This window comes from Pigmentiphaga kullae (genome assembly GCF_004216695.1).
Taxonomy (GTDB): domain Bacteria; phylum Pseudomonadota; class Gammaproteobacteria; order Burkholderiales; family Burkholderiaceae_B; genus Pigmentiphaga; species Pigmentiphaga kullae.
The window spans coordinates 135,514-161,456 of sequence record NZ_SGXC01000002.1 but is presented as its reverse complement, the minus strand read 5'-3'; the positions used below and the strand labels follow the sequence as shown (position 1 = coordinate 161,456).

The window sequence follows — 25,943 nt, the reverse complement described above, 5'->3', positions numbered from 1 at the left end:
CTGCTTCTTGCTTTGCGGCCTGCGCCGCCAATTCTGCCTGTACCGGCGCCCTACGTTGACCGCCGGATGACCGGCCAGGCCCGCTGCAGGTAATACATCATCGACCACACCGTCAGCACGGCGGCGATCTCGATCAGCCGCGATCCCCACCACAGCACGTCGATGCCGAATACCCGTCCGCCATACAGCAGGCAGGGGATGGCGGTCATCTGCGCCGCGGTCTTGAACTTGCCCAGCCAGTGCACGGCAACGCTGGTGCTGGCGCCGATCTTGGCCATCCACTCGCGCAGGGCCGAAATGGTGATCTCGCGGCCGATGATGACCAGGGCGATCATGGCGTCGACCCGCCCCAGGTTCAGCAGCACGAGCAACGCCGCGCTGACCATGAGCTTGTCGGCCACGGGGTCCAGGAAGGCGCCGAACGATGAAGTCTGGTTCAGCCGCCGCGCCAGCCAGCCGTCCAGCCAGTCCGTCAGCGCGGCGAAGATGAACATGCCCGTGGCCACCGCATCGCGCACGGCCGTGGGCAGCACATGCTCCGGTACGTAGTACACGCTGACGACCAGCGGGATCATCGCGATCCGTACCCAGGTCAGGATAATCGGCAGGTTCAGAGGCATGGTCGAATGCTAACAGGCTACGGGGAAAAGTTCTCGGGAAGGCTGGCTGTGGACAGGCCCTAGTGCAATTGCCGGTGGATGCGCTCGGCCAGCTCCAGGGAGATGCCCTCGACGGACGCCAGGTCCTCCACGCTGGCCGAGACCACGCCGCGCAGGCCGCCGAAGCGCGCCAGCAGACGCTGCCGGCGCTTGGCGCCGACGCCCTCGATTTCCTCCAGCCGCGACACGTTGCGGGTCTTGGCCCGCCGCGCCCGCATGCCGGTGATGGCGAACCGGTGTGCCTCGTCGCGGATCTGCGCGACCAGCATCAATGCGGCGGACTCGCCCCCCAGCGCCAGCGGCTCGCGGCCGTCGGCGAAGATCAGCGTTTCCAGGCCGACCTTGCGCCCTTCCCCCTTGGCGACGCCGACCAGCAGGCCGATGTCCAGCCCGAGTTCGGCGAACACCTGGCGGGCGATTTCGACCTGCCCCTTGCCGCCGTCGATCAGCACGACGTCGGGCATGATCCCGCCCCCATCGGCGATTTTCTCGTAGCGACGGGTCAGCACCTGCCGCATGGCCGCATAGTCGTCGCCACCGGTGATGTCGTCGATATTGTAGCGACGATACTCCTTGGGCTGCATCGCGTGGTGGTGATAGACCACGCACGAGGCCTGCGTCGCCTCGCCCGCCGTGTGGCTGATGTCGAAGCACTCCATGCGCAGGGTTTCCAGCGCGGCCTCGTCGGCGTCTATGCCCAGCACCTGGGCCAGCGCGGCGGTGCGCGCCTGCTGCGACCCGGCCTCGGCCAGCACGCGCGCCAGCGCCAGTTCGGCGTTCTTCCTGGCCTGTTCGAGCCAGCTCTTGCGCACGCCCTGCGGCTGCTTGACCAGATTGACCTTCGATCCGGCCTGCTCCGCCAGCATCGCCACCAGGTCGGCATCGGGCAAGGGATGCGACACCACGATGGTGCCCGGCAGGGCACGGTCGATGTAGTGCTGGGACATGAAGGCCTCCAGCACCTCGGCCGGCGAATCGCCGTCGGTGTGCGTGGGGAAGAAAGCCTTGTCCCCCAGGTGGCGCCCGCCCCGTATCATCGCCAGGTTCACGCAGACCTTGCCCCCCTGCATGTCGACCGCGATCACGTCGGTATCGCCGCTGCCCCCTTCCATGGTCTGCTGGTGCAGCACGCGGGACAGCGCCGACAACTGGTCGCGCAGGACGGCCGCTTCCTCGAAGCGCATCTCCTGCGACGCGGAGAACATCCGCTTCTCGATATCCGTCAGCACGGCCTGGGTCTGGCCGCGCAGGAACTGCGTGGCGCGGTCCACGTCCCGCGCGTAGTCCTCGGGCGAGACCAGGCCCACGCAGGGGCCGGAACAGCGATGGATCTGGTAGAGCAGACAGGGCCGCGAGCGGTTGGCGAAGACGGTGTCCTCGCAGGTGCGCAGGCGGAAGACCTTCTGCAGGATCTGTATGCTTTCGCGCACCGCCCACACGTTGGGAAACGGGCCGAAATACTGGTTGGCGCGGTCGGTGGCCCCACGGTAGTAGGCGATGCGCGGGAAAGCGTGGCCGCTGACCTTCAGGTAGGGGTAGGACTTGTCGTCGCGGAACAGGATGTTGTAGCGCGGCGCCAGCGACTTGATCAGGTTGTTTTCCAGCAGCAGGGCCTCGGCCTCGGAGCGCGTCACGGTGACCTCGACGCGCGTCACCCGGGCCAGCATGTGCGCGATGCGCGGGCTGCCGACCTGCTTCTGGAAATACGAAGACACGCGCTTCTTCAGATCGCGCGCCTTGCCGACGTACATCACCTCGCCTTCCGCGTTGATGTGCCGGTACACGCCCGGCAGGTGCGGAAGCTGCGCCAGGAAGGACTTGATGTCGAAGGGCTCCGGAGCGTCTTCCAGGGCTGCCGGCGCGGGCGCGGCCTGGAGCGCCTCGGGCGCGTCCGGCTGCGCCGGCATCTCCGGGGCCTGGGTCTCGTCCTTCTTGCGGCCGGCCATGTCCCGCCCTTCCCTCAGGCGCCGGCCCGCGCCAGCGCCTGGACCGCCTTGCGGGCCTTGCGGTAGGCCGGATCGGCCGTCAGCGCCTGCCAGTCCGGGGCGGCGAATTTCGGCTTGAGCGCACGGATGCGCGCCACCGAGGCCGGATCCTGGGCCCAGTCGAGCCGGCCCAGCAGGTCGTCCGCCAGATCGGGCCGGTTGCAGACCAGCACCATGTCGCAGCCCGCGCGCAGCGCGGCCATCGCCCGGCCATGGATGTCGCCCGCCACCGCGGCGCCTTCCATCGTGAGATCGTCGGAGAACACCACGCCGCCGTACTGCAGGCGCTTGCGCAGCACGGTCGTCACCCATTTGCGCGAGAACCCGGCGGGCGACTTGTCGACCTTGGGATAGATCACGTGGGCCGGCATCACCGCGCCCAGGATGGCGTCGCCCAGCCAGCGATAGGGTTGCGCGTCCTCGTCCAGCACCTCGTCCAGCGAACGGTCGTCCACCGGGATCTCGTAGTGGGAATCGGCCGCGGCGAAACCGTGGCCGGGGAAATGCTTGCCGCAGGCGGACATGCCGGCCAGCGCCAGCCCCTGGATCAGCGCCCGGGCCAGCATGGCCACCACGCGCGGATCGCGGTGGAAGGAGCGGTCGCGGATGACGCGGCTTTCGCCGAAATCCAGGTCCAGCACCGGCGTGAAGCTCAGGTCCACGCCGCAGGCCCGCAGTTCGGCGGCCAGCACGCGGCCCGTATCGGTCGCCACGCGCATGGCTTCGAGCGGATCGCTTTCCCACAGGCGGCCCAGGGCGCGCATGGGCGGCAGCGCGGTGAAGCCGTCGCTGCGGAAACGCTGGACCCGTCCGCCCTCGTGATCGACGGCGATCAGCAGCGGCTCGCCGCGCGCGGCATGGATGTCGGCGGTCAGCCGGGCCAGTTGCGCCCGGTCGCGGAAATTGCGGGCGAACAGGATCGCCCCGCCCACCAGCGGATGGCGCAGCCGCCCGGCCTCGGCGGCGGTCAGTTCGAAACCCGCCACGTCCACCATCACGGGGCCGGGGGCAAACGAGGAAGCAAGGGATGCAGTCATGATGGGATGCGTCACGGGCGCCGCGTCTCGACGATGACGTAGGCGGCGACCATGTCGTGTTCGTCGGTCAGCGACACGTGGGCGGCGCCGAAGCGCGCCTCGTACCAGGTCTTGAGCGGTTCGGCCAGCACCACGATGGGCCGTCCGCCGGGAGCGTTGAGCGTCTGCATGCGGCGCCAGGTCATGGGCATGCGCATGCCCAGTCCCACGGCCTTGGAAAAGGCCTCCTTGGCGGCAAAGCGGGTGGCCAGGAAACGCACGCCGCGCTGCGGGTCGCGGTTCCTGCGCGCGGTGAACTTCGCGAATTCCTCGGCGCCCAGGATCTTCTGCGCGAAGCGGTCGCCGCGGCGGGCCAGGGCCTGCTCGATGCGCTCGACCCGCAGCAGGTCGATGCCGATGCCGGCCAGGGCGGGCAGCGCGCCGTCGCGCGGCGACTCGGGCATCAATGCGCCGGCCTCTGGGCCGCGCCGGCGCGCGCGGTCACCATCAGGGCCTTCATCTCGCGCACCGCCGCCTCCAGGCCGCAGAACACGGACTGGGCGATGATGGCGTGGCCGATGTTCAACTCGGCGATGCCGTCCAGGGCCGCGACCGGCTGCACGTTGTCGTAGTGCAATCCATGGCCCGCGTTGACCCGCAGGCCCTGTCTGAGCCCGACCGCCACCGCGTCCCGGATGCGCGCCAGCTCGCGCTGCGCCGCATCCGCCACGGCCTCGGCGTACGCGCCGGTGTGCAGTTCGATCACGGTCGCGCCCGTACGGGCGGCCGCCTCGATCTGGTCAGACTGTGGATCGATGAACAGCGACACCCGGATGCCGGCATCGTGCAGCCTCGACACGGCGGCCTGCACGTCGTCGAAATGGCCCAGCACGTCCAGCCCGCCTTCGGTGGTCAGTTCCTGGCGCTTCTCGGGCACCAGGCAGACATCCTGCGGCCGGATCCGGCAGGCGATCTCCAGCATCTCCGCCGTGATCGCGCACTCCAGGTTCATGCGCGTGCGCAGCTTGCCGCGCAGGCTCTCGACGTCGGCATCCTGGATATGCCGGCGGTCCTCGCGCAGATGCAGCGTGATCAGATCCGCCCCGGCTTCCTCGGCCACCAGCGCGGCCCGGACCGGATCGGGATAGGACACGTGCCGCTGCTGCCGCAGCGTCGCCACGTGGTCGATATTGACGCCCAGATCAATCATAGATATCCAACAACTCCATCCATTCAGCCCCCTCACCTGTCAATCGGCGGTTTTCCGGGATACGTTGGATCCGGCTCCGCCGGTCCACCCGCATCGCCCCCCGGGGGGCGCGCGTCAGCGCGCAGGGGGGGATAACTCCTCAGGTCGCGCAGGACCTGCCGCGTCGCCATCGGCCGGCCATTCATATGATAGTCCAGCCGCTCTCGCAGCAAGCGGCGCAGCTCGGGCTCGGCGGCCACATCGTCGAAGCGGCCCGCGGCCAGTGCCAGCAGCGATTCGCCGGTGATGGGCGTGCCCAGTTGCGGGGTCTCGGGCTCTTCCAGCTCCGGTCCCGCCTCCAGCGGAACACGGTAGCGCCCCCCCGCCCGCACCGGCTCGTCGGCACCCGTGGCCGCCGGATCGAAGCCATAGCCGATTTCGCACAGCAGCCGCCATTCGAACTCCCGCAAGGCGCTGGACAGCCGGGGATGCGCGGCCAGGCGGGCCAGCGCGTCGACATAGGCGTCGTACAGGGACTCGTGGGGATCGTCGCGCCCCAGCAGGCGCAACAGCAGTTCGTTCAGGTACCAGCCCGACATGGCTGCCGCGCCCTGCAGGCGCTGCGGGGCCCCGGACCACTCGGCCCGCACCAGGGTCTTGATCTCGCCAGCGCCGCTCCAGGACAGGCTCAGCCGCTGGAAGGCGATCAGCACCGGCCGCAGCGCCGAATGCGGCCGCTTCGCGCCCTTGGCCACCAGCGCCAGCCGCCCGTGGGAACGCGTGAATACGTCCAGGATCAGCGAGGTTTCGCGATAGGGATAGCTGTGGATCAGGAAGGCGGGAACATCGTCCACCCGGTTCCCGCGGCCGCGCGGGCGCGCCTGCCTGGCCGGCGCGGGAGCGGCCGCCAGGGGCGTCCGCCGGAACAGCGATCCTGCGGCGTCGGGCAAGATCTCGTCCGGCGCCACGGGATCCCGGGAATTACTCATAACCCAGGTCGCGCAGCGCGCTTTCGCGCTCGGCCCAGCCCTTGCGCACCTTCACGTAGATTTCCAGGTGCACCGGCTTGTCGATCAGCTTGGCGATGTCCTGCCTGGCCTCGGTGGCGATGCGCTTCATCCGTTCGCCGCCCGTGCCCAGCAGGATGGGCCGGTGGCTGTCGCGGTCGACGATCACGCAGGCAGCGATGCGGGTCACGCGGGGCTGCTCTTCCCATTGCTCGATGACCACGGTGGAGCCGTAGGGCAGCTCGTCGCCGACCAGGCGGAAGATCTTCTCGCGGATGAGTTCGCTGGCAATGAAGCGCACCGGCCGGTCGGTCAGGGTGTCTTCCTCGAACATGGGCTCGCCTTCGGGCAGGCCCTTGGCGATCTCGTCCAGCAGATGGTCGAGCTGGCGCGACTTGGCGGCACTGACCGGCACCACGGCATCGTAGGGATGCAGCGCCATGAGGCGCGTCACGTAGGGAAACAGCGCGTCGCGGTCCTTGAGCAGGTCGGTCTTGTTCACGGCCAGGATGCGCCGCGCCCGCGCCGGCAGCAGCGGCAGCAGGTTGGCATCGCCCTCGGACCACTTGCCGGCCTCGACCACGTGCACCACGACGTCCACGTCGGCCAGCGCCTGGGTTACCACCCGGTTCATCATGCGGTTCATCGCGCCGCCGTGGCGGGTCTGGAAACCGGGCGTGTCGACGAACACGAATTGCTCGGGACCACGCGTGAAGACGCCGTGGATGCGGTGGCGCGTGGTCTGCGCCTTGCGCGAGACGATGCTGACCTTGGCGCCGATCAGCGCGTTCAGCAGGGTCGACTTGCCCACGTTGGGCCGGCCGACGATGGCGACGAAACCGCAACGGCTGGCGGCGGAGGAATCAGAAGACATGGTCATTTCTTGACGGCGGGCTGTCCCGAGGCGGACAGGGTCTCGCCCACGGGCTGCGGCACCGGAGGTGCCGCCTGGGGTTCTTTGCGGGGGACGGCCGCCGGGACCGGGGCCTTGCCTTCGGCCGCCTGGATGGAGGTGATCTTGGCGACCGGCGCTTCGGTCGCGGGAGCCTTGGCCGGGACCGCAACGGCGCCCGCCTCTGCCTTGGCGGCGGTGACGGGCTCGTCCGGCACTTCCTGCGCCACGGCCACCGGCAGCGACAACTGGGCCGTCTTGCGCGCGCGCGGCGAGCGCTTGGCGGGCGTCGGGTTGGCGGCCAGCGCCGCCTCCAGCGCCTGCTTGGCGGCCGCCTGCTCGGCGGCGCGGCGGCTGCCGCCTATGCCGACCACCTGCACATCCAGCTTGGGAATGGCGCACTCGACCTCGAATTCCTGGCTGTGGGCCGCGCCATGCGTGGCCACCACCGTATAGACCGGCAGCGCGATCTTGCGGCCCTGCAGGTATTCCTGCAGCAACGTCTTAGCGTCCTTGCCCAGCGTCTTCGGATCGACGGTCTCGAGCACGGGCTTGTAGAGGCGGGCAATCACCGCGCTGGCCGCGTCGAAGCCGCCATCCATGAAGATGGCGCCGAAGATGGCCTCGAGCGTGTCGGCCAGGATGGACGGCCGGCGGAAACCGCCGCTTTTCAGCTCGCCTTCGCCCAGCCGCAGGAAGCGCGACAGCTCCACCCGCTGCGCGATGTCCGCCAGCGACGCCTGCTTGACCAGGTTTGCCCGCAGGCGGGACAGATCGCCTTCGTCGATGCGGGCGAAGCGGTCATACAGCAGGGACGCGATCGCGCAATTCAGCACGCTGTCGCCCAGGAACTCCAGGCGTTCGTTGTGCCGGCTGCTATGGCTGCGATGCGTCAGCGCCTGCTCCAGGAGGCTCTTGTTCTTGAAGTTGTAGGCGAGGCTGGTCTCGAGGGTCATGGCTCCCCCCTACGCGCGGCGGGCGCTTGCAGTGGGGTGCGACAGGCGGAGGTAGGCGACGAGTTCATGCGGTGCGGCGCATGGCGCAAGACATCAATGGAAGCGGCCAATCCGTTTCAGGTCCCCGAAATTCATCCAGACGAAAAACGCCTTGCCCACGATATTCGAATCCGGCACGAAACCCCAATACCGGCTGTCCGCGCTGTTATCCCGATTATCGCCCATGACGAAATAATTGCCTGCGGGCACTTTGCAACGCACGCCCTCGCGGGAATAGTCGCAGGCATCGCGGTTCGGAAAGCCGCCAAACGGATCGATTTCCGGCGAACGTCGCTCATCTATCAAGATCTGATGCTCTACGCCTTTTATATTCTCGTTATATAGCGCGGCATAGGACACTCGGTCGGGGTCGAAGTATTCCCCTGCCTTCTTCATGGGTACTTCCTGGCCATTGATGGTCAGCCGCTTGTTCAGGTAGGCCACTTCGTCGCCGGGCACGCCGATCACGCGCTTGATGTAGTCGACCTGCGGATCCACCGGGTAGCGGAAGACGACGACGTCGCCGCGCTGCGGGTCGCCCAGCGGCACGACCTTCTTGTCCACGATGGGCAGGCGCAGGCCGTACGAAAACTTGTTGACCAGGATGAGATCGCCGATCTGCAGCGTGGGCATCATCGAACCCGACGGGATGCGGAACGGCTCGACCACGAACGAGCGCAGCACGAACACGAACAGGATGACCGGGAAGAAGCTGACCGAGTACTCCACCCACCAAGGCATCTTGCCGGCGCGGTCCACCGCTTCCTGGCGCTGGCGCGCGACTTCGGTCTCGCCGCTGGCGGCGCGCACCGACTGGGCGCGCCCGGCGTCGAACTCGGCGGCGGCGCGGGCCATGCGGGCGGTACGCTGCGGGCGCAGGGACACGCGGTCGAAGGCCCAGACGATGCCGGTCACGACCAGCAGCACGAACAGGATCAGCGCGAAATTCAGGCTCATGCCCCCTTCCCCTCGATATGGTTCACAACACCGCGGTTCATTTGTCCTCCACCTGCAGAATGGCCAGGAAAGCCTCTTGCGGAATCTCGACGCTGCCGACCTGCTTCATGCGCTTCTTGCCGGCCTTCTGCTTTTCGAGCAGCTTCTTCTTGCGGGAGATGTCCCCGCCGTAGCACTTGGCCAGCACGTTCTTGCGCAAGGCCTTGACGTTCTCGCGCGCGATCACCTCGGCGCCGATCGCGGCCTGGATGGCCACGTCGTACATCTGGCGGGGGATCAGCTCGCGCATGCGGGCGGTCACGTCCCGTCCGCGGGCTCGGGCATTGGCCCGATGCACGATGAGCGACAGCGCGTCGACCTTGTCGCCGTTGATCAGCAGGTCGACCCGCACCACGTCGGCGCTGCGGTACTCCTTGAACTCGTAGTCCATCGAGGCATAGCCCCGGGACACGGACTTCAGCTTGTCGAAGAAGTCCAGGACGATCTCGGCCAGCGGGATCTCGTAGGTCAGGTGGACCTGGCGGCCGTGGTAGGCCATGTTGATCTGGATGCCGCGCTTGGCCGTGCACAGGGTGATGACCGGCCCCACGTACTCCTGCGGCATGAACAGCGTGACCGTGACGATGGGCTCGCGCACGTCGGCGATCTTGCCCACCTCGGGCATCTTGGACGGGCTGTCGACCATGACCACCGAGCCGTCGCGCAGCTCGACCTCGTAGACCACCGACGGCGCGGTGGTGATGAGGTCCATGTCGAACTCGCGCTCGAGCCGCTCCTGCACGATTTCCATGTGCAGCAGCCCCAGGAAGCCGCAGCGGAATCCGAAGCCCAGCGCCTGCGACACTTCGGGGTCGTACATCAGCGCGGCGTCGTTGAGCTTGAGCTTTTCCAGCGAGTCGCGCAGCGAATCGTATTCGCTGGATTCGACCGGATACAGGCCGGCGAACACCTGCGGCTTGACTTCCTTGAACCCCGGCAAGGGCGTGGCGGCCGGTTTTGACGCGTGGGTGATGGTGTCGCCGACCTTCGCGTGCTTGAGTTCCTTGATGCCGGCGATGACGAAGCCCACCTCGCCCGCCGACAGGTGCGTGCGGGCCTCGGACTTGGGCGTGAACACGCCGACCTGTTCGCACAGGTGCGCGGCCCCCGTGGCCATCAGCAGCAGCTTTTCCTTGGGCTTGAGCACGCCGTTGACCACGCGCACCAGCATCACCACACCCACGTAGTTGTCGAACCACGAATCGATGATGAGCGCCTGCAGCGGCTGGGCGGCATCGCCCTCGGGCGGCGGGATGCGGGCGATGACGGCTTCCAGGATGTCGTCGATCCCCATGCCGGTCTTGGCGCTGGCCGGGATGGCGTCATCCGCGGGGATCCCGATGACCTCCTCGATCTCCTGCTTGGCGGTCTCCGGATCGGCCTGCGGCAGGTCCATCTTGTTCAGCACCGGCACGACCTCGACGCCCAGTTCGATGGCCGTGTAGCAGTTCGCGACGGTCTGCGCCTCCACGCCCTGGGAGGCATCGACCACCAGCAGCGCACCCTCGCAGGCCGACAGCGAGCGGCTGACTTCGTACGAGAAGTCCACGTGCCCCGGGGTGTCGATCAGGTTCAGGTTGTAGGTCTTGCCGTCCCGCGCCTGGTAGTGCAGCGCGGCGGTCTGGGCCTTGATCGTGATGCCGCGCTCGCGCTCGATGTCCATCGAGTCGAGTACCTGGGCCTCCATTTCCCGATCCGACAAGCCCCCGCAGCGGTGGATGATGCGGTCGGCAAGCGTCGATTTGCCGTGGTCGATGTGGGCAATGATGGAGAAATTGCGAATGTGCTGCATGCGGTCCAAGTAGTAAGCCCACCCCCTACGCGCTGCGCGCGCCCCCTCAAGGGGGCGGCACTGACGGACCGGCGAAGCCGGGTCCGCGGTGCCCTTGGGGATTTGCAAAAAAAGGGGGCGCAACGCGCCCCGCCTGTATCAGCCGTGCGGGACGTTCCCGCACGGCCTGCCTGATAGATATGTCGCGACCCGGCATTTTACCGCCGAGCGCGAATGTCTGCCCGACTACCGCGTGGGCCGTATCGGCACCCACTGGGTCAGGTCGTCGCGCCGGACCAGCACGCCATGGACCTTGCTCCGGTCGATCTTGGCCACCAGCCCGTTGAACTGCGACGCGCCGGTGATTTCGGTATTGTCCAGGGCCAGGATGACGTCTCCCTGGCGGATGCCGGCCCGCGCGGCGGGGCCGTCGGCGGCGTCCACCTGCACCCCGCCCCGGACCCGCAGCTCGCGGCGGCGGGCTGCCGGCAGGTCGGACACCACCAGGCCCAGCACGTTGGTCTTCTGGGCCTGGCCGCCACCCTCGTCCTGGCGGGCGGCGGCGGCCTTGTCGGGTTCCAGCTCGCCCACGGTGATGGACAGGTCGCGCGTGCCGCCGCGCCGCCAGACCTGGATCGTGGCCTTGGTGCCCGGCTTGGTCTCGCCCACCGTGCGCGGCAGGTCGGACGAGCGTTCGATGGTCTTGCCGTTGAACTTCAGGATGACGTCGCCCGGCTCGATCCCGGCCTTCTCGGCGGGGCTGCCCGGCTCGACCATGCCCACCGAGGCGCCGGCCGTGCGGCCCAGCCCGATGGCATCGGCGACCTCCTTGCTGACTTCGCCGATCTGCACGCCGATGCGGCCGCGGATGACCCGTCCGCTGGAACGCAGCTGGTCGGCAACGCGCATGGCCTCGTCGATGGGGATGGCCAGCGAGATGCCCATGAAACCGCCGCTGCGGGAGATGATCTGCGAATTGATGCCCACCACCTCGCCGCGCATGTTCAGCAGCGGACCGCCGGAATTGCCGGGATTGACCGCCACGTCGGTCTGGATGAACGGCAGGTAGTCGCCCGTATCCCGGCCCGTGGCGCTGACGATGCCCGCGGTGACGGTGGAGTCGAGCCCGAACGGCGAGCCGATGGCCAGCACCCACTCGCCCTTGCGCAGCTGGGTGGGATCGCCGGGCTTGAGCGGGGTCATGCCGGCGGCCTCGACCTTGATCAGGGCCACGTCGGTGCGCTCGTCCGAGCCGATGACCTTGGCCTTGAACTCGCGCCGGTCCGTCAGCGTGACGTAGATGTCGTCGGCGCCGTTGACGACGTGGTGATTGGTCAGGATATAGCCGTCGGCCGAGATGAAGAATCCCGATCCCACGCCGCGCGGCACTTCCTGGCCCTCGTCATTGTTGCCAGGCGGGGTCGGCTGCCGCGGCCCCCGGCCGGGCGGCACGAAATCGGGTCCGAAGAACCAGCGGAAGAGTTCGTAGGGATCCTGGCCACCCCCGCCGCCATAGGGGCCGCGCGCCACGGCCCGGGCGGTGGTGCGGATGTTGACCACGGCCGGATCGGCCTTGGCCACCAGATCGGTGAAATCGGGCAAGGCGCGGGTCTGCGCCTGGGCCGCCGGCTGGGCCGCCACCAGCAGCAGCGCGGCGAACAGGGCGAGCAGCAACGCGGTGCCCAGGGTCGAGCACACCCGTTTCATTGGATGCGGATAGCACGCAGCACCATGGAAGACTGACATGTAAGCTCCGGGTAGAGAAAAGGGCACGAACCGGCGGCGCTCAGGGCTTGCGCGCGGCCACCGGCGTATAGCTTATCGAATCGGCGATCTGCTGGATCGTGCCGAGGGGCGCCTCGCCCAGCACCGTGATCCAATGGTCGCCCAGGCGGCGCCCGACCACGTTGATGGCGCCGCGGGCGCCCGGTCCGACCTGCCTGGGATGCGATTCGCTATAGGGTTCGATGAAGACGGAGATCGCCGCCAGGCCATCCGAAAGCATGACCTGCTTGACGTCGGGCTTGCCGCCCATCGAGCGCTGGACTTCCATCATCCTGTGGAAACCCATCGGCTCTCCCACCTTCCAGCCGAGATCGGCCAGCTTGACCGGCTTGAGCTGCGTGCGCACCACGCGCCAGCCCTCGGTCTTCCAGCGCGGCTTGAGCTGCTTGCGGTCGACGTCCGCCCCTACCTGCAATGCGATGAAGGCAACCTGCTCGACCACGTCGTCCTCGGGAGACAGGGTCTGGGCCCGCAGCAGCAGCCCGGAACTGCTGTCGGCGCACAGCCGGTAACCATAGCGGTCGCCGTCCCGGGGGCGCAGGGTGATGACCTGGCAATCGCGGTCGGCCACGCGTTCGGGCTGGGCTTCGACGCTGACGTCGTAGTGTTCGCCCAGTTGCTCCGGGCCGCCTATCATCAGGCCGGGAAAACGGTCGCGGGCGGTGCGGGTCTCGATCAGTATCGCGCGCTTCTGCGGCAGCAGGCACTGGATCTCGTCGTCCTTGCGCAGGAACTCCAGGGGCTGGCCATCGAGCAGTTCGAGCCGCTCGTGCTCGCTCTTGCCGTCGTAGACATGGGTGATGCGGGAGGATTGCATCGAAGCGCCCTGCTGATACGCGAAGACGCCCGAATAATTGAGTTCCCTGGCCGAGGCCTGGATGCGCTGCAACAAGCCGGTGCCATCGGCCGGGGCCGCGGGGGCCGGGGACTGCGCCTGAGACGCGATCGTCACCAGGCACAACATGGCGAACGCCAGGGAACGCGTGGACCACACCACGGCCGAACGACTAACCTCCGACACGAGACCTTCCTTCAACGTTGCCCTGCGGCGGATTCGAAAGAGGTGGCCGACACCTGCCGGATGGCGCTCCGGCCGGCAATCTGCCGGTGGGCCTCGAGGTACTCGCCCAGCGAAACGTCGACGGCCGGCTCGGCCCGGCGGGCGGACGGCGCGGCAACCTGGACGATGGACTGCGCGGCGGCCGGCTGGGCGCTGGCGGAAAACTCGACCGGTGCGCCCTGTCCGCCGAAATAGGGCTGGGCGATCCAGGTGACCGAGGCGACGGCGGCCGCGGCGGCCAGGCCGGGAAAGCCATAGCGCGTCATGAACCGGCGGGAGATCGTCCGCCGGGGCGCCGCGACGATGGGCGCCTCGTGTTCGAGCGCCTCGAGGAAGCGCTGGTGGAAGCCGGACGACACGGGCAGCGCCAGTTCCGGCGTGCGCACCACGTCGCCGACCAGATGGTACAGATCCCAGTCGGCGCGGCCCCCACCCGTTGCCAGGTAGGCGGACACGGCCGCTCCCGCTTCATCGGCCTCGTCGGCGAGCTCGCCGTCCATGTAGGCCGACAGCCATTCCTCGACACGGGCCTGACTCAACCCGTCCAGTTCGTCCTGCGCAGACGCGGCCGCTTCCTGGCCGAAACCGACGGACTCGTTCCGATGCGATGTCACCTGCATTTCCATAACCTCCGGGGCTGCCGATTGCCCGGTTACCTGCCATTTTGCCCAAAATTCATGCCGCCCTGCTCTCCCCTGGCTACCAACGCTTGTCATCCTGGGTATCCAGCAGAGGCCGCAACCGGGCCGCAATCGCCTCGCGCGCCCGAAAAATCCGGGATCGCACGGTGCCTATGGGACATCCCATCGACTGGGCGATGTCCTCATAGCTCATTCCTTCAATCTCGCGCAACACGATAGCCGTTCGCAGCTCTTCGGGAAGAGCCTCGATCGCCAAATTGACCGTTTCGGCAATTTCGCGCGTCGCCATCATGGATTCTGGCGTGTTGATATCGCTTAGGTTGTCGGTTTCGTCGAAAGTTTCACCGTCCTCGTTCTCATATTCGGACGGCGAGCTGGGACGCCGGCCCGAAGCCACCAGATGGTTCTTGGCGGTATTGATCGCGATACGGTAGAGCCAGGTGTAGAAGGCGCTTTCTCCGCGAAACTGCGGAAGCGCGCGATAGGCCTTGATGAAGGCCTCCTGGGCGACGTCTTCGATCTCGCTGGGGTCGCGGATGAAACGCGACAACAGGCGCAGGATCTTGCGCTGATACTTCAGCATCAACAGCTCGAACGCCTTCTTGTCGCCCCGCTGCACGCGGGCGACAAGCTCGGCGTCGATCTCGCGTTCGCTCGTCATGCCGGGGTCCCCAGGCGGGGATCACGAGCCTGGGGCGCGACCAGCAGGCCTTCGCCCCGCTGCTCGGTCCAGGCGACGGCCAGGCGCAACTGCCGCCATTGCCCGACATCCAGGCTGTCGGCCCACACGGTGAGCGTCGCCCGCGCGGACGGCTGGAGCCGTCCCGGCGGCGGCGCGAGATCTCCTTGCAGCGTCAGCCAGCCCAGGGGAGAGCCCCAGATGCGATGCGGCCGGAAACGCCGCCAACCCTGCCGGTCGGCCAGCGACCAGTTGCCGCCGGCGTCGACGGCAAGCGCGCGAAACGGCAGGCGCGCCCGGCGCTGGCAGCCGATGGCGCCCAGCGCCAGGCCCAGGCCGGTAGCCGGGGCCGCCGCCCAGGCCAGCGGCGAGCCGGCCAGCGCGAACCAGGTGCCGGCGGCCGCGGCCCATCCCGCTGCCAGGGCGATGCAATGCCCCAGCAGGCCGGCGCGGCGCGAAGGCCGCAGAGGCGCCAGCATGGACAGGCCGGAGGGTGCCGCCCCGATATCGCTCAATATCAGACCTTGCGCACGATCATCGTGCCGTTGGTACCGCCGAACCCGAAGGAGTTCGACAGCGCGACGTCGATCTTCATCTGCCGCGCCTGGTTGGCGCAGTAGTCGAGATCGCACTCGGGGTCCTGATTGAAGATGTTGATGGTGGGCGGAGCGATCTGGTTGTAGACGGCCAGCGTCGTGAACACGGCTTCGATGCCGCCAGCGGCGCCCAGCAGGTGGCCCGTCATGGACTTGGTCGAGCTGACCACGATCTGCCTGGCATGGTCGCCGAAGGCCAGCTTCAGGGCCTCGGTCTCGTTCTTGTCCCCCAGCGGCGTCGAGGTGCCGTGGGCATTGACGTAGTGGACCTCTTCCTTGTTGATCCCGCCGTTGCGCAGCGCGTTGACCATGCCGCGGCAGGGACCTTCGCGGTCGGGCGCCGTGATGTGGTGGGCGTCGGAACTCATGCCATAGCCGGCGAATTCGCCATAGATGCGCGCGCCGCGCTTCTTGGCGTGTTCGTATTCCTCGAGCACCAGCACGCCCGCGCCCTCGCCCAGCACGAAGCCGTCGCGATCGCGGTCCCAGGGCCGCGAGGCCGTCTTGGGATCGTCGTTGCGGGTGGACAGGGCACGCATGGCGGCAAAGCCGCCGATGCCCAGCGGCGACACGGTGGACTCGGCGCCGCCGGCCAGCATGACGTCGGCATCGCCGTACTCGATCAGGCGCGCGGCGTCACCGATGCTGTGCAGGCCGGTGGTGCACGCCGATACCACGGCGTAGCTGGGTCCCTTCATGCCGAAGCGGATCGACAACTGGCCCGAGATCAGGTTGATCAGCGACGCCGGGACGAAATAGGGCGAAATGCGGCGCGCACCGCGCTGCAGATAATCGGCCTCGGTTTCCTCGATGCGGGGCAGGCCGCCGATACCCGAGCCGACGATGACGCCGACGCGCTCGGCGTTGGCATCGGTGATTTCAAGCCCGCTGTCCTTCAAGGCCTGCACGCCGGCCGCGATGCCGTAATGGATGAAGGTATCCATCTGGCGCACTTCCTTGGCGGGCACGAACTGGCTCGCGTCGAATCCTTTGACTTCACCGGCGATATGGCAGTTGAAATCGGTGGGATCGAAGCGGGTGATGCGGTCTATGCCTGAACGGCCGTTGACGATGTTGTCCCATGCGGAGGCGATGTCATTGCCCACAGGGGAAACGATACCGAGACCGGTGATGACGACGCGTCGCTTCACTGACTACTCCTCAAGTGCGCGGAGAAAAAGCGAATCCGGCAGCTGCCCTCCCGCCGTTGACTCCGGCAAGGTCGCGCATGGCCGCGCCGAACTTAAAAAACGAAGGCGGCCGATGAGCCGCCTGCGTCATCGCACGAAAACGATTTACTTCTTGATGTGCGCGCCAACGTAGTCGATGGCTTGCTGCACGGTCGTGATCTTCTCGGCTTCCTCGTCGGGAATCTCGGTCTCGAACTCGTCTTCGAGCGCCATGACGAGTTCCACCATATCGAGCGAATCGGCACCGAGGTCGTCGACAAAAGAAGATTCGTTCTTGATCTCGGCTTCGTTGACGCCGAGTTGCTCAGCGACGATCTTCTTGACGCGCTGTTCGATGCTATCCATGGAGATCCTCCAAAAGGGTCTATATCTAACTGAATTATAGCCAAGCTCGCCTGTCTAAAGCGGCCCGGCCGGACGAATGCATATCGCGGTTGCAATACGCGGAAATCAATTCATGTACATGCCACCGTTGACATGCAAGGTGGCGCCGGTTACATATCCGGCCCCCGGCGACGCCAGGAAGGCGACGCTGTGGGCGATGTCCTCGGGACGGCCCAGGCGGCCCAGCGGGATCTGTCCCAGCAGGGCACCGGTCTGCTCGTCCCCCAGGGCGCGGGTCATGTCGGTGTCGATGAAACCCGGCGCCACGCAGTTGACGGTGATATTGCGACTGCCCAGCTCCCGCGCCAGCGCGCGGGTCATTCCGGCCACCCCGGCCTTGGCGGCGGCGTAGTTCGCCTGGCCGGCGTTGCCGCTGGCCCCCACCACCGAGGTCACGTTGATGATGCGGCCCCATTTGGCCTTCATCATCCCCCTCATGACGGCGCGAGACAGGCGGAACACCGCCGTCAGATTGGTATCGATCACCGCCGACCAATCCTCGTCCTTCATGCGCATCGCGAGTGTATCCCGGGTGATGCCGGCGTTGTTGACCAAAATGTGCAGGCCGCCGTCGACCTTGCCAATTTCGTCCACCAGGGCGTCCACAGCCGCGGCGTCGTTCACCTGCAACACCACGCCACGCCCCTTGGCGGGAAACCCGCCCAGCGCCTCGGTGATGGTGTCGGCGCCGGCCTGGGTCGTGGCGGTCCCGACCACCAGCGCACCCCGCGCCGCCAATTCCGCCGCGATCGCCTTGCCTATCCCCCGCGACGCGCCCGTCACCAGGGCGACCTTGCCTTGCAATTCCATGATTTTTCCTTATCTCACCCCGGCGCGCCCCAGCGCCCCGGACTATCCATCCAACCCGGGCTACCGCCCCCTCCCCCGCCTTTGCCAGGGCACAGCGGATCCGGCTCCGCCGGTCCGCCAGTGCCGCCCCCTGGGGGGCGCGCGAAGCGCGTAAGGGGGGGCCTCTTCAAGCCGCCTTGGAGGCGGTAGCCTCCAAGGCGGCTTGAAGCGATGCCTCGTCAGTCACCGCCAGGGCCGTCAGGCCGGGGGCGATGCGCTTGGCCAGGCCGGTCAGCACCTTGCCCGGCCCGCACTCGACGACATGGGTAATCCCCTGGGATTGCATCAGCTGTATGGTTTCCACCCATCGTACCGGATGCCAGGCCTGGCGGACCAGCGCGTCGGCGATCGCCGCCGGCTGTGTCGGCGCGGCCACGTCCACGTTGTTCAACACGGGGATATGGGGCGACTGGATGTCGATGGCTTCCAGCGCCTTGGCCAGGGTCTGGGCGGCCGGCTGCATCAGGCTGGAATGGAAAGGAGCCGAAACCGGCAGCGGCAGCGCGCGCTTGGCGCCCGCCTGCTTGGCGGCTTCGCAGGCGCGCTCGACGGCGGCCTTGTTGCCGGCGATCACCACCTGCGCCGGGGCATTGAAGTTCACCGGCTCGACCACCTCGCCCTGGGCCGCCGCGGCGCAGGCGGCACGCACCTGGTCGTCGCTCAGGCCCAGGATGGCCGCCATGCCCCCCTGCCCCACGGGGACCGCGGACTGCATGGCGTCGGCGCGGATGCGGACCAGCCGCACGGCATCTTCCAGCGTGAGCGAACCGGCGGCGACCAGCGCCGCGTATTCGCCCAGGCTGTGCCCGGCGACGACCGCGGGAGCCGGTCCGCCCGCCGCCTGCCAGGCGGCATAGGCCGCCACGCCGGCGGTCAGCATGACCGGCTGGGTGTAGGTGGTCAGGTTCAGTTGTTCGGCCGGGCCGTTGGCCATCAGGCCGCCCAGGTCCTCGCCCAGGGCGGCGCCGGCACGGGCCACGACGTCGGCCACCGACGCATTGCCCGCGAAGCCGTCGAGCATGCCGACCGACTGCGAGCCCTGGCCGGGAAAGACGAATGCGATTTTAGTCATGGGTAAAGCCCCGCTTGTTCTGTTTTCCTACCGGACTCACATGCGCGCCAGCACGGCGCCCCACGTGAATCCGCCGCCCACGCCCTGCAGCATCACCAGGTCGCCCCGCTTGACGCGGCCATCGCGGCGGGCGGCGTCCAGGGCCAGCGGCACGCTGGCCGCCGAGGTGTTGGCATGCAGGTCCACCGTGGACACCACGCGTTCGAGCGGGATGCCGAGGCGCTTGGCGGTGGCGTTGATGATGCGTACGTTGGCCTGGTGGGGGATGAGCCAGTCCAGGTCGGACAGCGGCACGCCCGCTTCCTCCATCACTTCCTGCGCCACGCGGTCGAGCACCGTGACGGCCTGCTTGAAGACCGCCTGCCCCTCCATCCGCAGGAAGGGATCGCCGGTCACCTCGCCATAGGCCACGTTGCCGGCGGCGCACAGGATCTTGGTCTGGCTGCCGTCGGCATGCAGCTTGGCGGCCATCACGCCCGGCTCGGGCGAAGCCTCGAGCACCACGGCGCCGGCGCCGTCGCCGAACAGCACGCAGGTCGACCGGTCGTTCCAGTCGAGAATGCGCGAGAAGACTTCGGTGCCGATGACCAGGGCCTTGCGGGCCCGGCCGGCGCGCATGAAGCTGTCGGCGGTGGTCAACGCGTAGATGAAGCCCGTGCATACGGCCTGGACGTCGAAGGCCGCGGCGCGCGAGGCGCCGAGCCTGGCCTGGATCAGGCAGGCCGTGCTGGGAAACACGAAATCGGGCGTCGAGGTCGCGACGATGATGAGATCGAGGTCCGCCGCGTCGACCCCGGCGTCCTGCAGCGCGCGCCGCGCGGCCTCCGTGCCGAGGTCGCTGGAGGTGACGCCGCGCTCGGCGATGTGGCGCTGGCGGATGCCGGTGCGCTCGACGATCCAGGCATCGGACGTCTGGACGCCGCGCTGGGCCAGTTCGGCCGCCAGCTCGTCATTGCTGACCACGCGCTCGGGCAGGCAACTGCCCGAACCGACGATTCTCGACCATGCCGCGGGAGCCGGGCTGCTGGACGGATGCGCCGTTGTTGCACTCATGCAATATCTCCGTGCGAGGACGGCTCGAGGCCGGCCTCATGCTCGGTCCCGCCGGCCGGCACGCTCGTGATCTGCGCGATGGTTTGCGCAGTCCGGCCGAGCAAGCCGCTTTCGACCGCGTCGTAGGCGTCCTGCAAGGCCCATTCGAACGCGTAGGTATCGGCGGAACCATGGCTCTTGATGACGACGCCGCGCAACCCCAGCAGCGCCGCTCCGTTGTAGCGGCGCGGGTCCACGCGCTGGCGGAAGCGGTTCAGCACCGGCGTGGCGATGGCGCCCATCAACAGCGTGAACAGGTTTCTCTTGAATTCTTCCTTGATGAAGACGCCCAGCATCTTGGCCAGGCCCTCGGAAGACTTGAGGACGATGTTACCAACAAAGCCATCGCAGACGACGACGTCCACGGTGCCCTTGAAAATGTCGTTGCCCTCGACGTTGCCGTGGAAGTTCAATGCGCTGCGGCGCAGCAATTCGGCGGCCTGCTTGACCACGTCGTTGCCCTTGATCGCTTCCTCGCCGATATTGAGCAGGCCCACGGAGGGCCGCTCGCGGTGGCCGACGCTGGACACCAGCGCCGAACCCATGATGGCGAACTGCAGCAGGTGCTCGGCCGTGCAATCGACATTGGCGCCCAGGTCCAGGATGACGGTCATGCCGCCCGACTGGTTGGGAATGGCCTTGGCGATGGCGGGACGGTCGATGCCGTCCAGCGTCTTGAGCACGTAGCGGGAGATGGCCATCCATGCGCCGGTATTGCCCGCCGAGACGCAGGCGTCGGCCTGGCCGTCGCGCACGAGTTCGGCGGCAATGCGCATGGAGGAATCTTTCTTGCGGCGCAGCGCGACCTCGACCTTGTCGTCCATGGTGACGACTTCGGTCGCGGGCACGATGCGCAGCCGCTCCCGCTGGGCGGGAGAGGCCTTGGCCTGTGCCAGGCGGGCTTCGATCTGGTCGGCCAGGCCGACGAGCAGGAGCTCGGCGCCCGGGTGGCGGTCGGAGAACGCCAGGGCAGCAGGAATCGTCACGGGCAGGCCGAAATCGCCTCCCATGCAATCGATCGCGATACGGATCATAGCCATGGACGCAGAAACGCCTGTCCGCGCGCGCGACGGCTGCCAGGCCTTCTACAGACGCAAGCTGTATCGGTCATCGGCAAACCTGGTTCGGCGGGACAGACAAGACCGGAAAAACCATTCCGCAAGTGCCCAGGGGAGGAGCGCCGACCTTCAGGCCTCGCGGCGTCCGCATTCCACCCCTGAGTAAACGACCCCAGTGCAAGGGACTGCCCGGGGCCGTTCGGTATCACTCGTCGTTCTTGGTCTTGAGGACTTTGCGACCGCGGTAGATGCCGTTGGGGCTGATGTGGTGACGCAGGTGCGTCTCGCCCGTGGTCGGCTCGACGGCGACCGGGGGATTGGTCAGGAAATCGTGGGCACGGTGCATGCCACGCTTGGAGGGCGACTTTTTGTTTTGCTGAACGGCCATGTGACTGGACTCCTAGGAACGGCGCGCATTGTAAGCCAGATGCCTACGCGTGACCGCCGCGAGTTCTAAAACCTGCTTTCTCGAATGATGACGGCGGTCTGCGCAGGCTTGCCCGAAACGCCGTCCAAAAACCCAAACTACTACGAAAACGCTTGCAACGATCGCTTACTCGTCCGCATCGCGCCAAACCGGGGAATCAAATACCCCTTTGCCCGGCCCGCTGCGACTATACACAAAATATGTCGCTTATTTGCCGACATCGCCCGCCGAGCCCTTCAGCCCGGCCAGCACCGCGAACGGCGACGGCTTTTTCTCGGGCGCATCGCCCGAGGGCCCGTCCCCGCCATCGGGACAGACATCGTGCCGGGGCACGTACGGCACGCTCAGGATCAGTTCGTCCTCGACCTGTTCGAACAGATCGAATCGGCGCGACCCCAGCACTTTCTCGAAATCCTGCCCCGCATCGAGCTCTTCCAGGTCGGACTCGTCGAACGTATCCGGATCGTCGAGCTCGGCCTCGGTTTCGACCAGCTGCAACGCGACCTCGGATTCGATGGGCATCGCCAGCGGCCCCAGGCAACGCTGGCACTGCACGGTCAGGACCGTTTCGACCGCGAGCCGGATCAGGGGTTCACCCAACGGACCGCGATCGGCCTGGGCCGACCAGCGCACCACCGCCGAAGGATCCTGCTCGGGCAAGCCGTCCAGCAAGCGAACGAAACGCGCGAGCGGCGCGCTGCCTTCGAGCGACCGTCCGAGCCGGACGAACTCGAACGCATCGATGTGGCGCACCGCGCCGGATTCGCTGGAGTCTTTCACGACCTGCCGCCTTGCATGTTTTTCCACCGTGCTTTCTTTTGCCTGCTTTCCGAAACGTCCATGCAGTCCCGCCCATGCAGTCCGTGCAGACATACCCGGAAAGGAAAAGAAGCTCGGGAAAACGTTGGATAATAGCGTGAAAACCCGAAAAGAGTCAAACAAGTCAAACACTTATCCCACCATGCCCAGCCCTGAAACCACGGCGCGGTCCCTGATCCTCGCCTCGACCTCCCCCTACCGCCGCGAATTGCTCGAACGCCTGCGGCTTCCCTTTTCCGTGGCCGCGCCCGGCGTGGACGAGACACCGGCCCCGGGCGAAGCTCCCCGGGACCTCGCGCTGCGCCTGGCCCTGGCCAAGGCCCGCGCCGTGAGCCAGGCCCATCCCGGCGCGCTGGTGATCGGCTCGGACCAGGTCGCGACGGTGGACGGCGCTCCCATCGGCAAGCCCGGCGGCTTCCAGCAGGCGCTCGCGCAATTGCGGGCCATGCGCGGCCGCACGGTCGCCTTCCACACGGCGGTGGCCGTGGATGACGGCCACCGCCCCGCCAGCGCCGTCGTGACCACGCGCTGCATGCTGCGCGAATTGTCCGACCGGGCGCTGCGCGCCTACCTGCACGCCGAGCGCCCCTACGACACGGCCGGCAGCGCCAAGGCCGAGGCCCTGGGCATCGCGCTGATGGAGCGGATAGAAAGCGACGACCCCACCGCCCTGATCGGCCTGCCGCTGATCGCCCTGACCCGGCTGCTGGCCGGCTTCGGGATGGACCCGCTGGACGCGCTCGAGGAGCCCCGCGCATGAAACCCTCCGGCATCCTGCATCTGGTTCCCGTCTCGCTCGGCGACGCCCCGCCCGAGCGCTGGCTGCCCGCCGAGGCCCGCGCCCTGGCCGGCCGGCTGGACACCTACATCGCCGAGAACGCCAAGACCGCGCGCGCCTTCCTGAAGGCCATCGGCACCGTGAGGCCGATCCAGGAGATCACCATCCACACCCTGGATGCCCGCACCGACGACCGCGACATCGCGGCCTGGCTCAAGCCCATCGCGGCGGGCGGCGAGATCGGCCTGGTTTCCGAGGCCGGCTGCCCGGCGGTGGCCGATCCCGGTGCGCGCGTGGCCCGTGCCGCGCACGCCATGGGCATACGCGTGCAGCCCTGGGTGGGCCCCTCTTCCATCCTGCTCGGCCTCATGGCCAGCGGCCTCGACGGCCAGCGTTTCGCCTTCCACGGCTACGCCCCGGTGGACGCAGGCGAGCGCGCGCGTCAACTGCGGGAATGGGAGCAGGCCTCGGCCCGGCACAACCAGACCCAGATCCTGATCGAGACGCCCTACCGCAACGGCGCCATGTTCGCGACGATGCTGGCCACGCTGCGGCCGGCGACCCTGCTGTGCGTGGCCCGCGCCCTGACGACCGAGCGCGAATGGGTGCGCACGCACAGCGTCGCGGACTGGAAGCGCCAGCCACCGCCCGACCTGGACAAGCAGCCCACGCTGTTCCTGTTCCTGGCCAAGGCTTAGCGCCGGCAACACATGCGATAAACGGATAACCAAGCGCGAAACAAATCGTTGGGCGGCCAGCCTTCCGTCTCTAGCATCCCTGGACATGCATGACCGGCATGCGGGCGAAGGCGTTCCTCTCCCCGCTGCGGTCCCCCGCACTCCGGCCCATGGCCGGTTCCAGGAGAGACGAATATGGCGGTACGCGATTTGCACCCCCTGTCCGGCACCGAAGCCTCGGTCCGGCACGATGCCGATGTGCTGATCATAGGAGGCGGTCCGGCCGGCACGTGGGCCGCCGTGGGCGCGGCCGCGCGCGGCGCGCGCGTGCTGCTCGCGGACAAGGGATACTGCGGCACATCCGGCGCCACCGCACCGTCCGGCACCGGAGTCTGGCACGTCCCGCGCGATGCCGCCGCACGCGAAAAGGCCAAGGCCAGCCGCCTGGAGATGGGCGGCTTCCTGGCCGAGCACGCCTGGATGGACCGCGTGCTCGAGCAGACCTGGAACAACATCGAGACCCTGACGGAATGGGGCTATCCCTTCCCCCTGGACGAACACGGCCAGTTGCACCGGACCTCGCTGCAGGGTCCGGACTACATGCGCCTGATGCGCAAGGCGGCCAAGCAGGCGGGCGCGCGCATCCTCGACCATAGTCCGGTGCTGGAACTGCTGGTGGATGAACATGGCACGGTCTGCGGCGCCTTCGGCATCAACCGCCAGACGGGCGCGACGTGGGTGGCCCGCGCGGGCGCGGTGGTGCTGGCCACGGGCGGCTGCGCCTTCCTTAGCCGTGCGCTGGGCTGCAACGTCCTGACCGGCGACGGCTACCTGCTCGGGGCCGAGGCCGGCGCGGAACTGTCGGGCATGGAATTCTCCAACGCCTACGGTCTCGGGCCCGCCTTCGCGTCGGTCACCAAGTCCCTGTTCTACAACTGGGCGACGTTCTACGACCGCGACGGGCAACGCATCGAAGGGGCGGGTTCGTCGCGCGGACGCGGCGTCATCGCCAGGACCCTGGCGACCCAGCCCGTCTACGCCTGCCTGGACCGCGCCGACGCGTCCATCCGGGCCTGGATGCGCACCGCGCAGCCCAACTTCTTCGTCCCCTTCGACCGGCAGGGTATCGATCCCTTCACCCAGCACTTCCCCGTCACGCTGCGCCTGGAGGGCACGGTGCGCGGCACCGGCGGCCTGCACGTGGTCGGCGACGACTGCGCCACGACGGTGGCCGGGCTGTATGCCGCGGGCGACGCCGCCACGCGCGAACTGATCTGCGGTGCCTTCACCGGCGGCGGCAGCCACAACGCCGCGTGGGCCATGTCCTCGGGCTTCTGGGCCGGCGCCGGCGCCGCCCGCTTCGCCCGCGAGGCGCGCGCCTTCGGCCATCGCAACGTCCATCGCGCCGGCGTCGCCGGGCTGGGCGGCAATCCGTCCGCCCCCTGGGACGCGGACACGGTCATCCGCGCGGTGCAGGCCGAGGTGTTTCCCACCGAACGCAACTGGACGCGCAGCGGACCGCTGCTGGAGGACTCGCTGCGACGGCTGGATGCGCTGTGGGTCCGCGTGCGCCACGGACGCCCCGCGGGCGCGGGCGCGCAGTGGGTGCGCGCCCGCGAAGCGGCGGCCATGCTGGCAACCTCGCGCTGGATGTATCGCAGCGCCCTGCGACGCACCGAAACGCGCGGCATGCACCGGCGCGCCGAACACGCGGCCGTCGACCCCTCCCAGCACCATCGGCTGGTCAGCGGCGGACTGGACGAGGTCTGGGTGCGCACGCAGGCCGTCTCGACGCCCGCGACCCCGGGCGCCTACGCGGGCAAGGTGGCGGCATGATCGAGATCGTCAGCGCCGAGCGCTGCACCGCCTGCAACATCTGCGTGCACGCCTGCCCCACCAACGTCTTCGACCTCGTTGCCGGCGGCCCGCCGCGCATCGCCCGCCAGTCCGATTGCCAGACCTGCTTCATGTGCGAGCTGTACTGCCCGGTGGACGCCCTGTACGTGGCGCCGTCGGCGGACTCCGCGCAGGCGGTCGAGGAAGCCGCGGCGCGGCCCCTGATGGGCAGCTACCGCGCCGCGATCGGCTGGGGAGCCGGGCGCACCGCGACGGCGCGGCATGACAGCAGCTTCGAACTGCTGATGCGCGCTCATTGAAGAATAGCCCCCCCCCCTACGCGCTTACGCGCGCCCGGCATGGTGAGCCCCCAGCCGCTACGCGGCAGCCCCCCAAGGGGGCCGGGGCCCGCCTTGGGGCGGCCCGGCACCGGGCCCCGTGGGGCGGCGCCGGCGGACCGGCGGAGCCGGATCCGCGGCGCCCTGGCAAC

General features: G+C 68.1%; 27 protein-coding genes. 4 read left to right on the top strand and 23 right to left on the bottom strand.

Annotated elements, in window-relative coordinates:
- Positions 1-50: 50 nt before the first annotated feature.
- From pgsA to EV675_RS14885, 23 genes are all read right to left on the bottom strand, one after another.
- On the bottom strand, positions 51-620 hold the full coding sequence (gene pgsA, locus EV675_RS14995) for a CDP-diacylglycerol--glycerol-3-phosphate 3-phosphatidyltransferase (RefSeq protein WP_130358157.1): 570 nt from the start codon (positions 618-620) through the stop codon (positions 51-53).
- A 59-nt stretch (positions 621-679) separates the two neighbouring features.
- The gene (gene uvrC, locus EV675_RS14990) at positions 680-2,605 is read right to left on the bottom strand and encodes an excinuclease ABC subunit UvrC (RefSeq protein WP_423213228.1); all 1,926 of its coding nucleotides are present in this window, start codon (positions 2,603-2,605) and stop codon (positions 680-682) included.
- 14 nt (positions 2,606-2,619) lie between these two features.
- On the bottom strand, positions 2,620-3,681 hold the full coding sequence (gene nagZ / locus EV675_RS14985; RefSeq protein WP_130358156.1) for a beta-N-acetylhexosaminidase: 1,062 nt from the start codon (positions 3,679-3,681) through the stop codon (positions 2,620-2,622).
- A gap of 11 nt (positions 3,682-3,692) precedes the next feature.
- A complete protein-coding gene (gene acpS, locus EV675_RS14980; RefSeq protein ID WP_130358155.1) occupies positions 3,693-4,124 on the bottom strand; it encodes a holo-ACP synthase in 432 nt (143 codons plus the stop codon).
- The gene (gene pdxJ, locus EV675_RS14975; RefSeq protein WP_130358154.1) at positions 4,124-4,870 is read right to left on the bottom strand and encodes a pyridoxine 5'-phosphate synthase; all 747 of its coding nucleotides are present in this window, start codon (positions 4,868-4,870) and stop codon (positions 4,124-4,126) included. Before pdxJ ends, acpS begins: the two co-directional genes overlap by 1 nt.
- 32 nt (positions 4,871-4,902) lie before the next feature.
- A complete protein-coding gene (recO, locus tag EV675_RS14970) occupies positions 4,903-5,838 on the bottom strand; it encodes a DNA repair protein RecO (protein WP_130358153.1) in 936 nt (311 codons plus the stop codon).
- Positions 5,831-6,730 (bottom strand): GTPase Era, encoded by a 900-nt coding sequence (era, locus tag EV675_RS14965; RefSeq protein WP_130358152.1) that lies wholly within the window; start codon positions 6,728-6,730, stop codon positions 5,831-5,833. Before era ends, recO begins: the two co-directional genes overlap by 8 nt.
- Positions 6,731-6,732: 2 nt before the next feature.
- A complete protein-coding gene (rnc, locus tag EV675_RS14960) occupies positions 6,733-7,704 on the bottom strand; it encodes a ribonuclease III (protein WP_130358151.1) in 972 nt (323 codons plus the stop codon).
- Between the two features lie 93 nt (positions 7,705-7,797).
- Positions 7,798-8,700, bottom strand: coding sequence for a signal peptidase I (gene lepB / locus EV675_RS14955; RefSeq protein WP_130358150.1), 903 nt, complete (start codon positions 8,698-8,700; stop codon positions 7,798-7,800).
- Between the two features lie 37 nt (positions 8,701-8,737).
- Positions 8,738-10,531: a translation elongation factor 4 gene (lepA, locus tag EV675_RS14950; RefSeq protein WP_130358149.1), complete on the bottom strand. Its 1,794-nt coding sequence runs from the start codon at positions 10,529-10,531 to the stop codon at positions 8,738-8,740.
- A 225-nt stretch (positions 10,532-10,756) separates the two neighbouring features.
- Positions 10,757-12,217 (bottom strand): DegQ family serine endoprotease, encoded by a 1,461-nt coding sequence (locus EV675_RS14945; protein WP_130360111.1) that lies wholly within the window; start codon positions 12,215-12,217, stop codon positions 10,757-10,759.
- Between the two features lie 79 nt (positions 12,218-12,296).
- Positions 12,297-13,316, bottom strand: a complete 1,020-nt coding sequence (locus tag EV675_RS14940) for a MucB/RseB C-terminal domain-containing protein (protein WP_242621459.1) — start codon at positions 13,314-13,316, stop codon at positions 12,297-12,299.
- Between the two features lie 11 nt (positions 13,317-13,327).
- A complete protein-coding gene (locus EV675_RS14935) occupies positions 13,328-13,969 on the bottom strand; it encodes a sigma-E factor negative regulatory protein (protein ID WP_242621458.1) in 642 nt (213 codons plus the stop codon).
- An 85-nt stretch (positions 13,970-14,054) separates the two neighbouring features.
- On the bottom strand, positions 14,055-14,657 hold the full coding sequence (rpoE, locus tag EV675_RS14930) for an RNA polymerase sigma factor RpoE (RefSeq protein WP_087840542.1): 603 nt from the start codon (positions 14,655-14,657) through the stop codon (positions 14,055-14,057).
- Complete coding sequence (locus EV675_RS14925) at positions 14,654-15,154, bottom strand: hypothetical protein (RefSeq protein WP_130358147.1); 501 nt, start codon at positions 15,152-15,154, stop codon at positions 14,654-14,656. Before EV675_RS14925 ends, rpoE begins: the two co-directional genes overlap by 4 nt.
- Positions 15,155-15,192: 38 nt before the next feature.
- The gene (fabF, locus tag EV675_RS14920; protein WP_130358146.1) at positions 15,193-16,422 is read right to left on the bottom strand and encodes a beta-ketoacyl-ACP synthase II; all 1,230 of its coding nucleotides are present in this window, start codon (positions 16,420-16,422) and stop codon (positions 15,193-15,195) included.
- A 144-nt stretch (positions 16,423-16,566) separates the two neighbouring features.
- A complete protein-coding gene (gene acpP / locus EV675_RS14915; protein ID WP_087779058.1) occupies positions 16,567-16,806 on the bottom strand; it encodes an acyl carrier protein in 240 nt (79 codons plus the stop codon).
- Positions 16,807-16,911: 105 nt separating this feature from the next.
- Entirely contained in the window at positions 16,912-17,655 is a 744-nt protein-coding gene (fabG, locus tag EV675_RS14910) for a 3-oxoacyl-ACP reductase FabG (RefSeq protein ID WP_130358145.1), read from the bottom strand.
- Between the two features lie 166 nt (positions 17,656-17,821).
- Positions 17,822-18,766 carry an ACP S-malonyltransferase gene (gene fabD, locus EV675_RS14905; RefSeq protein WP_130358144.1) on the bottom strand — a complete coding sequence of 315 codons (945 nt, stop codon included), beginning with the start codon at positions 18,764-18,766 and terminating at the stop codon, positions 17,822-17,824.
- A 36-nt stretch (positions 18,767-18,802) separates the two neighbouring features.
- The gene (locus EV675_RS14900) at positions 18,803-19,819 is read right to left on the bottom strand and encodes a beta-ketoacyl-ACP synthase III (RefSeq protein ID WP_130358143.1); all 1,017 of its coding nucleotides are present in this window, start codon (positions 19,817-19,819) and stop codon (positions 18,803-18,805) included.
- A complete protein-coding gene (plsX, locus tag EV675_RS14895; RefSeq protein WP_130360107.1) occupies positions 19,816-20,892 on the bottom strand; it encodes a phosphate acyltransferase PlsX in 1,077 nt (358 codons plus the stop codon). The genes EV675_RS14900 and plsX overlap by 4 nt, the downstream gene beginning before the upstream one ends.
- Before the next feature lie 229 nt (positions 20,893-21,121).
- Positions 21,122-21,304: a 50S ribosomal protein L32 gene (gene rpmF / locus EV675_RS14890; protein ID WP_087840528.1), complete on the bottom strand. Its 183-nt coding sequence runs from the start codon at positions 21,302-21,304 to the stop codon at positions 21,122-21,124.
- A 246-nt stretch (positions 21,305-21,550) separates the two neighbouring features.
- The gene (locus EV675_RS14885; protein ID WP_242621457.1) at positions 21,551-22,123 is read right to left on the bottom strand and encodes a YceD family protein; all 573 of its coding nucleotides are present in this window, start codon (positions 22,121-22,123) and stop codon (positions 21,551-21,553) included.
- Between the two features lie 181 nt (positions 22,124-22,304).
- On the opposite strand from EV675_RS14885, the gene EV675_RS14880 reads away from it, so the two are divergent.
- From EV675_RS14880 to EV675_RS14865, 4 genes are all read left to right on the top strand, one after another.
- Positions 22,305-22,922: a Maf family nucleotide pyrophosphatase gene (locus EV675_RS14880; RefSeq protein WP_130358142.1), complete on the top strand. Its 618-nt coding sequence runs from the start codon at positions 22,305-22,307 to the stop codon at positions 22,920-22,922.
- On the top strand, positions 22,919-23,638 hold the full coding sequence (locus EV675_RS14875; RefSeq protein ID WP_130358141.1) for an SAM-dependent methyltransferase: 720 nt from the start codon (positions 22,919-22,921) through the stop codon (positions 23,636-23,638). The genes EV675_RS14880 and EV675_RS14875 overlap by 4 nt, the downstream gene beginning before the upstream one ends.
- A 174-nt stretch (positions 23,639-23,812) precedes the next feature.
- On the top strand, positions 23,813-25,453 hold the full coding sequence (locus tag EV675_RS14870; RefSeq protein WP_130358140.1) for an FAD-dependent oxidoreductase: 1,641 nt from the start codon (positions 23,813-23,815) through the stop codon (positions 25,451-25,453).
- A complete protein-coding gene (locus EV675_RS14865) occupies positions 25,450-25,773 on the top strand; it encodes a 4Fe-4S dicluster domain-containing protein (RefSeq protein WP_130358139.1) in 324 nt (107 codons plus the stop codon). The genes EV675_RS14870 and EV675_RS14865 overlap by 4 nt, the downstream gene beginning before the upstream one ends.
- Positions 25,774-25,943: the final 170 nt, after the last annotated feature.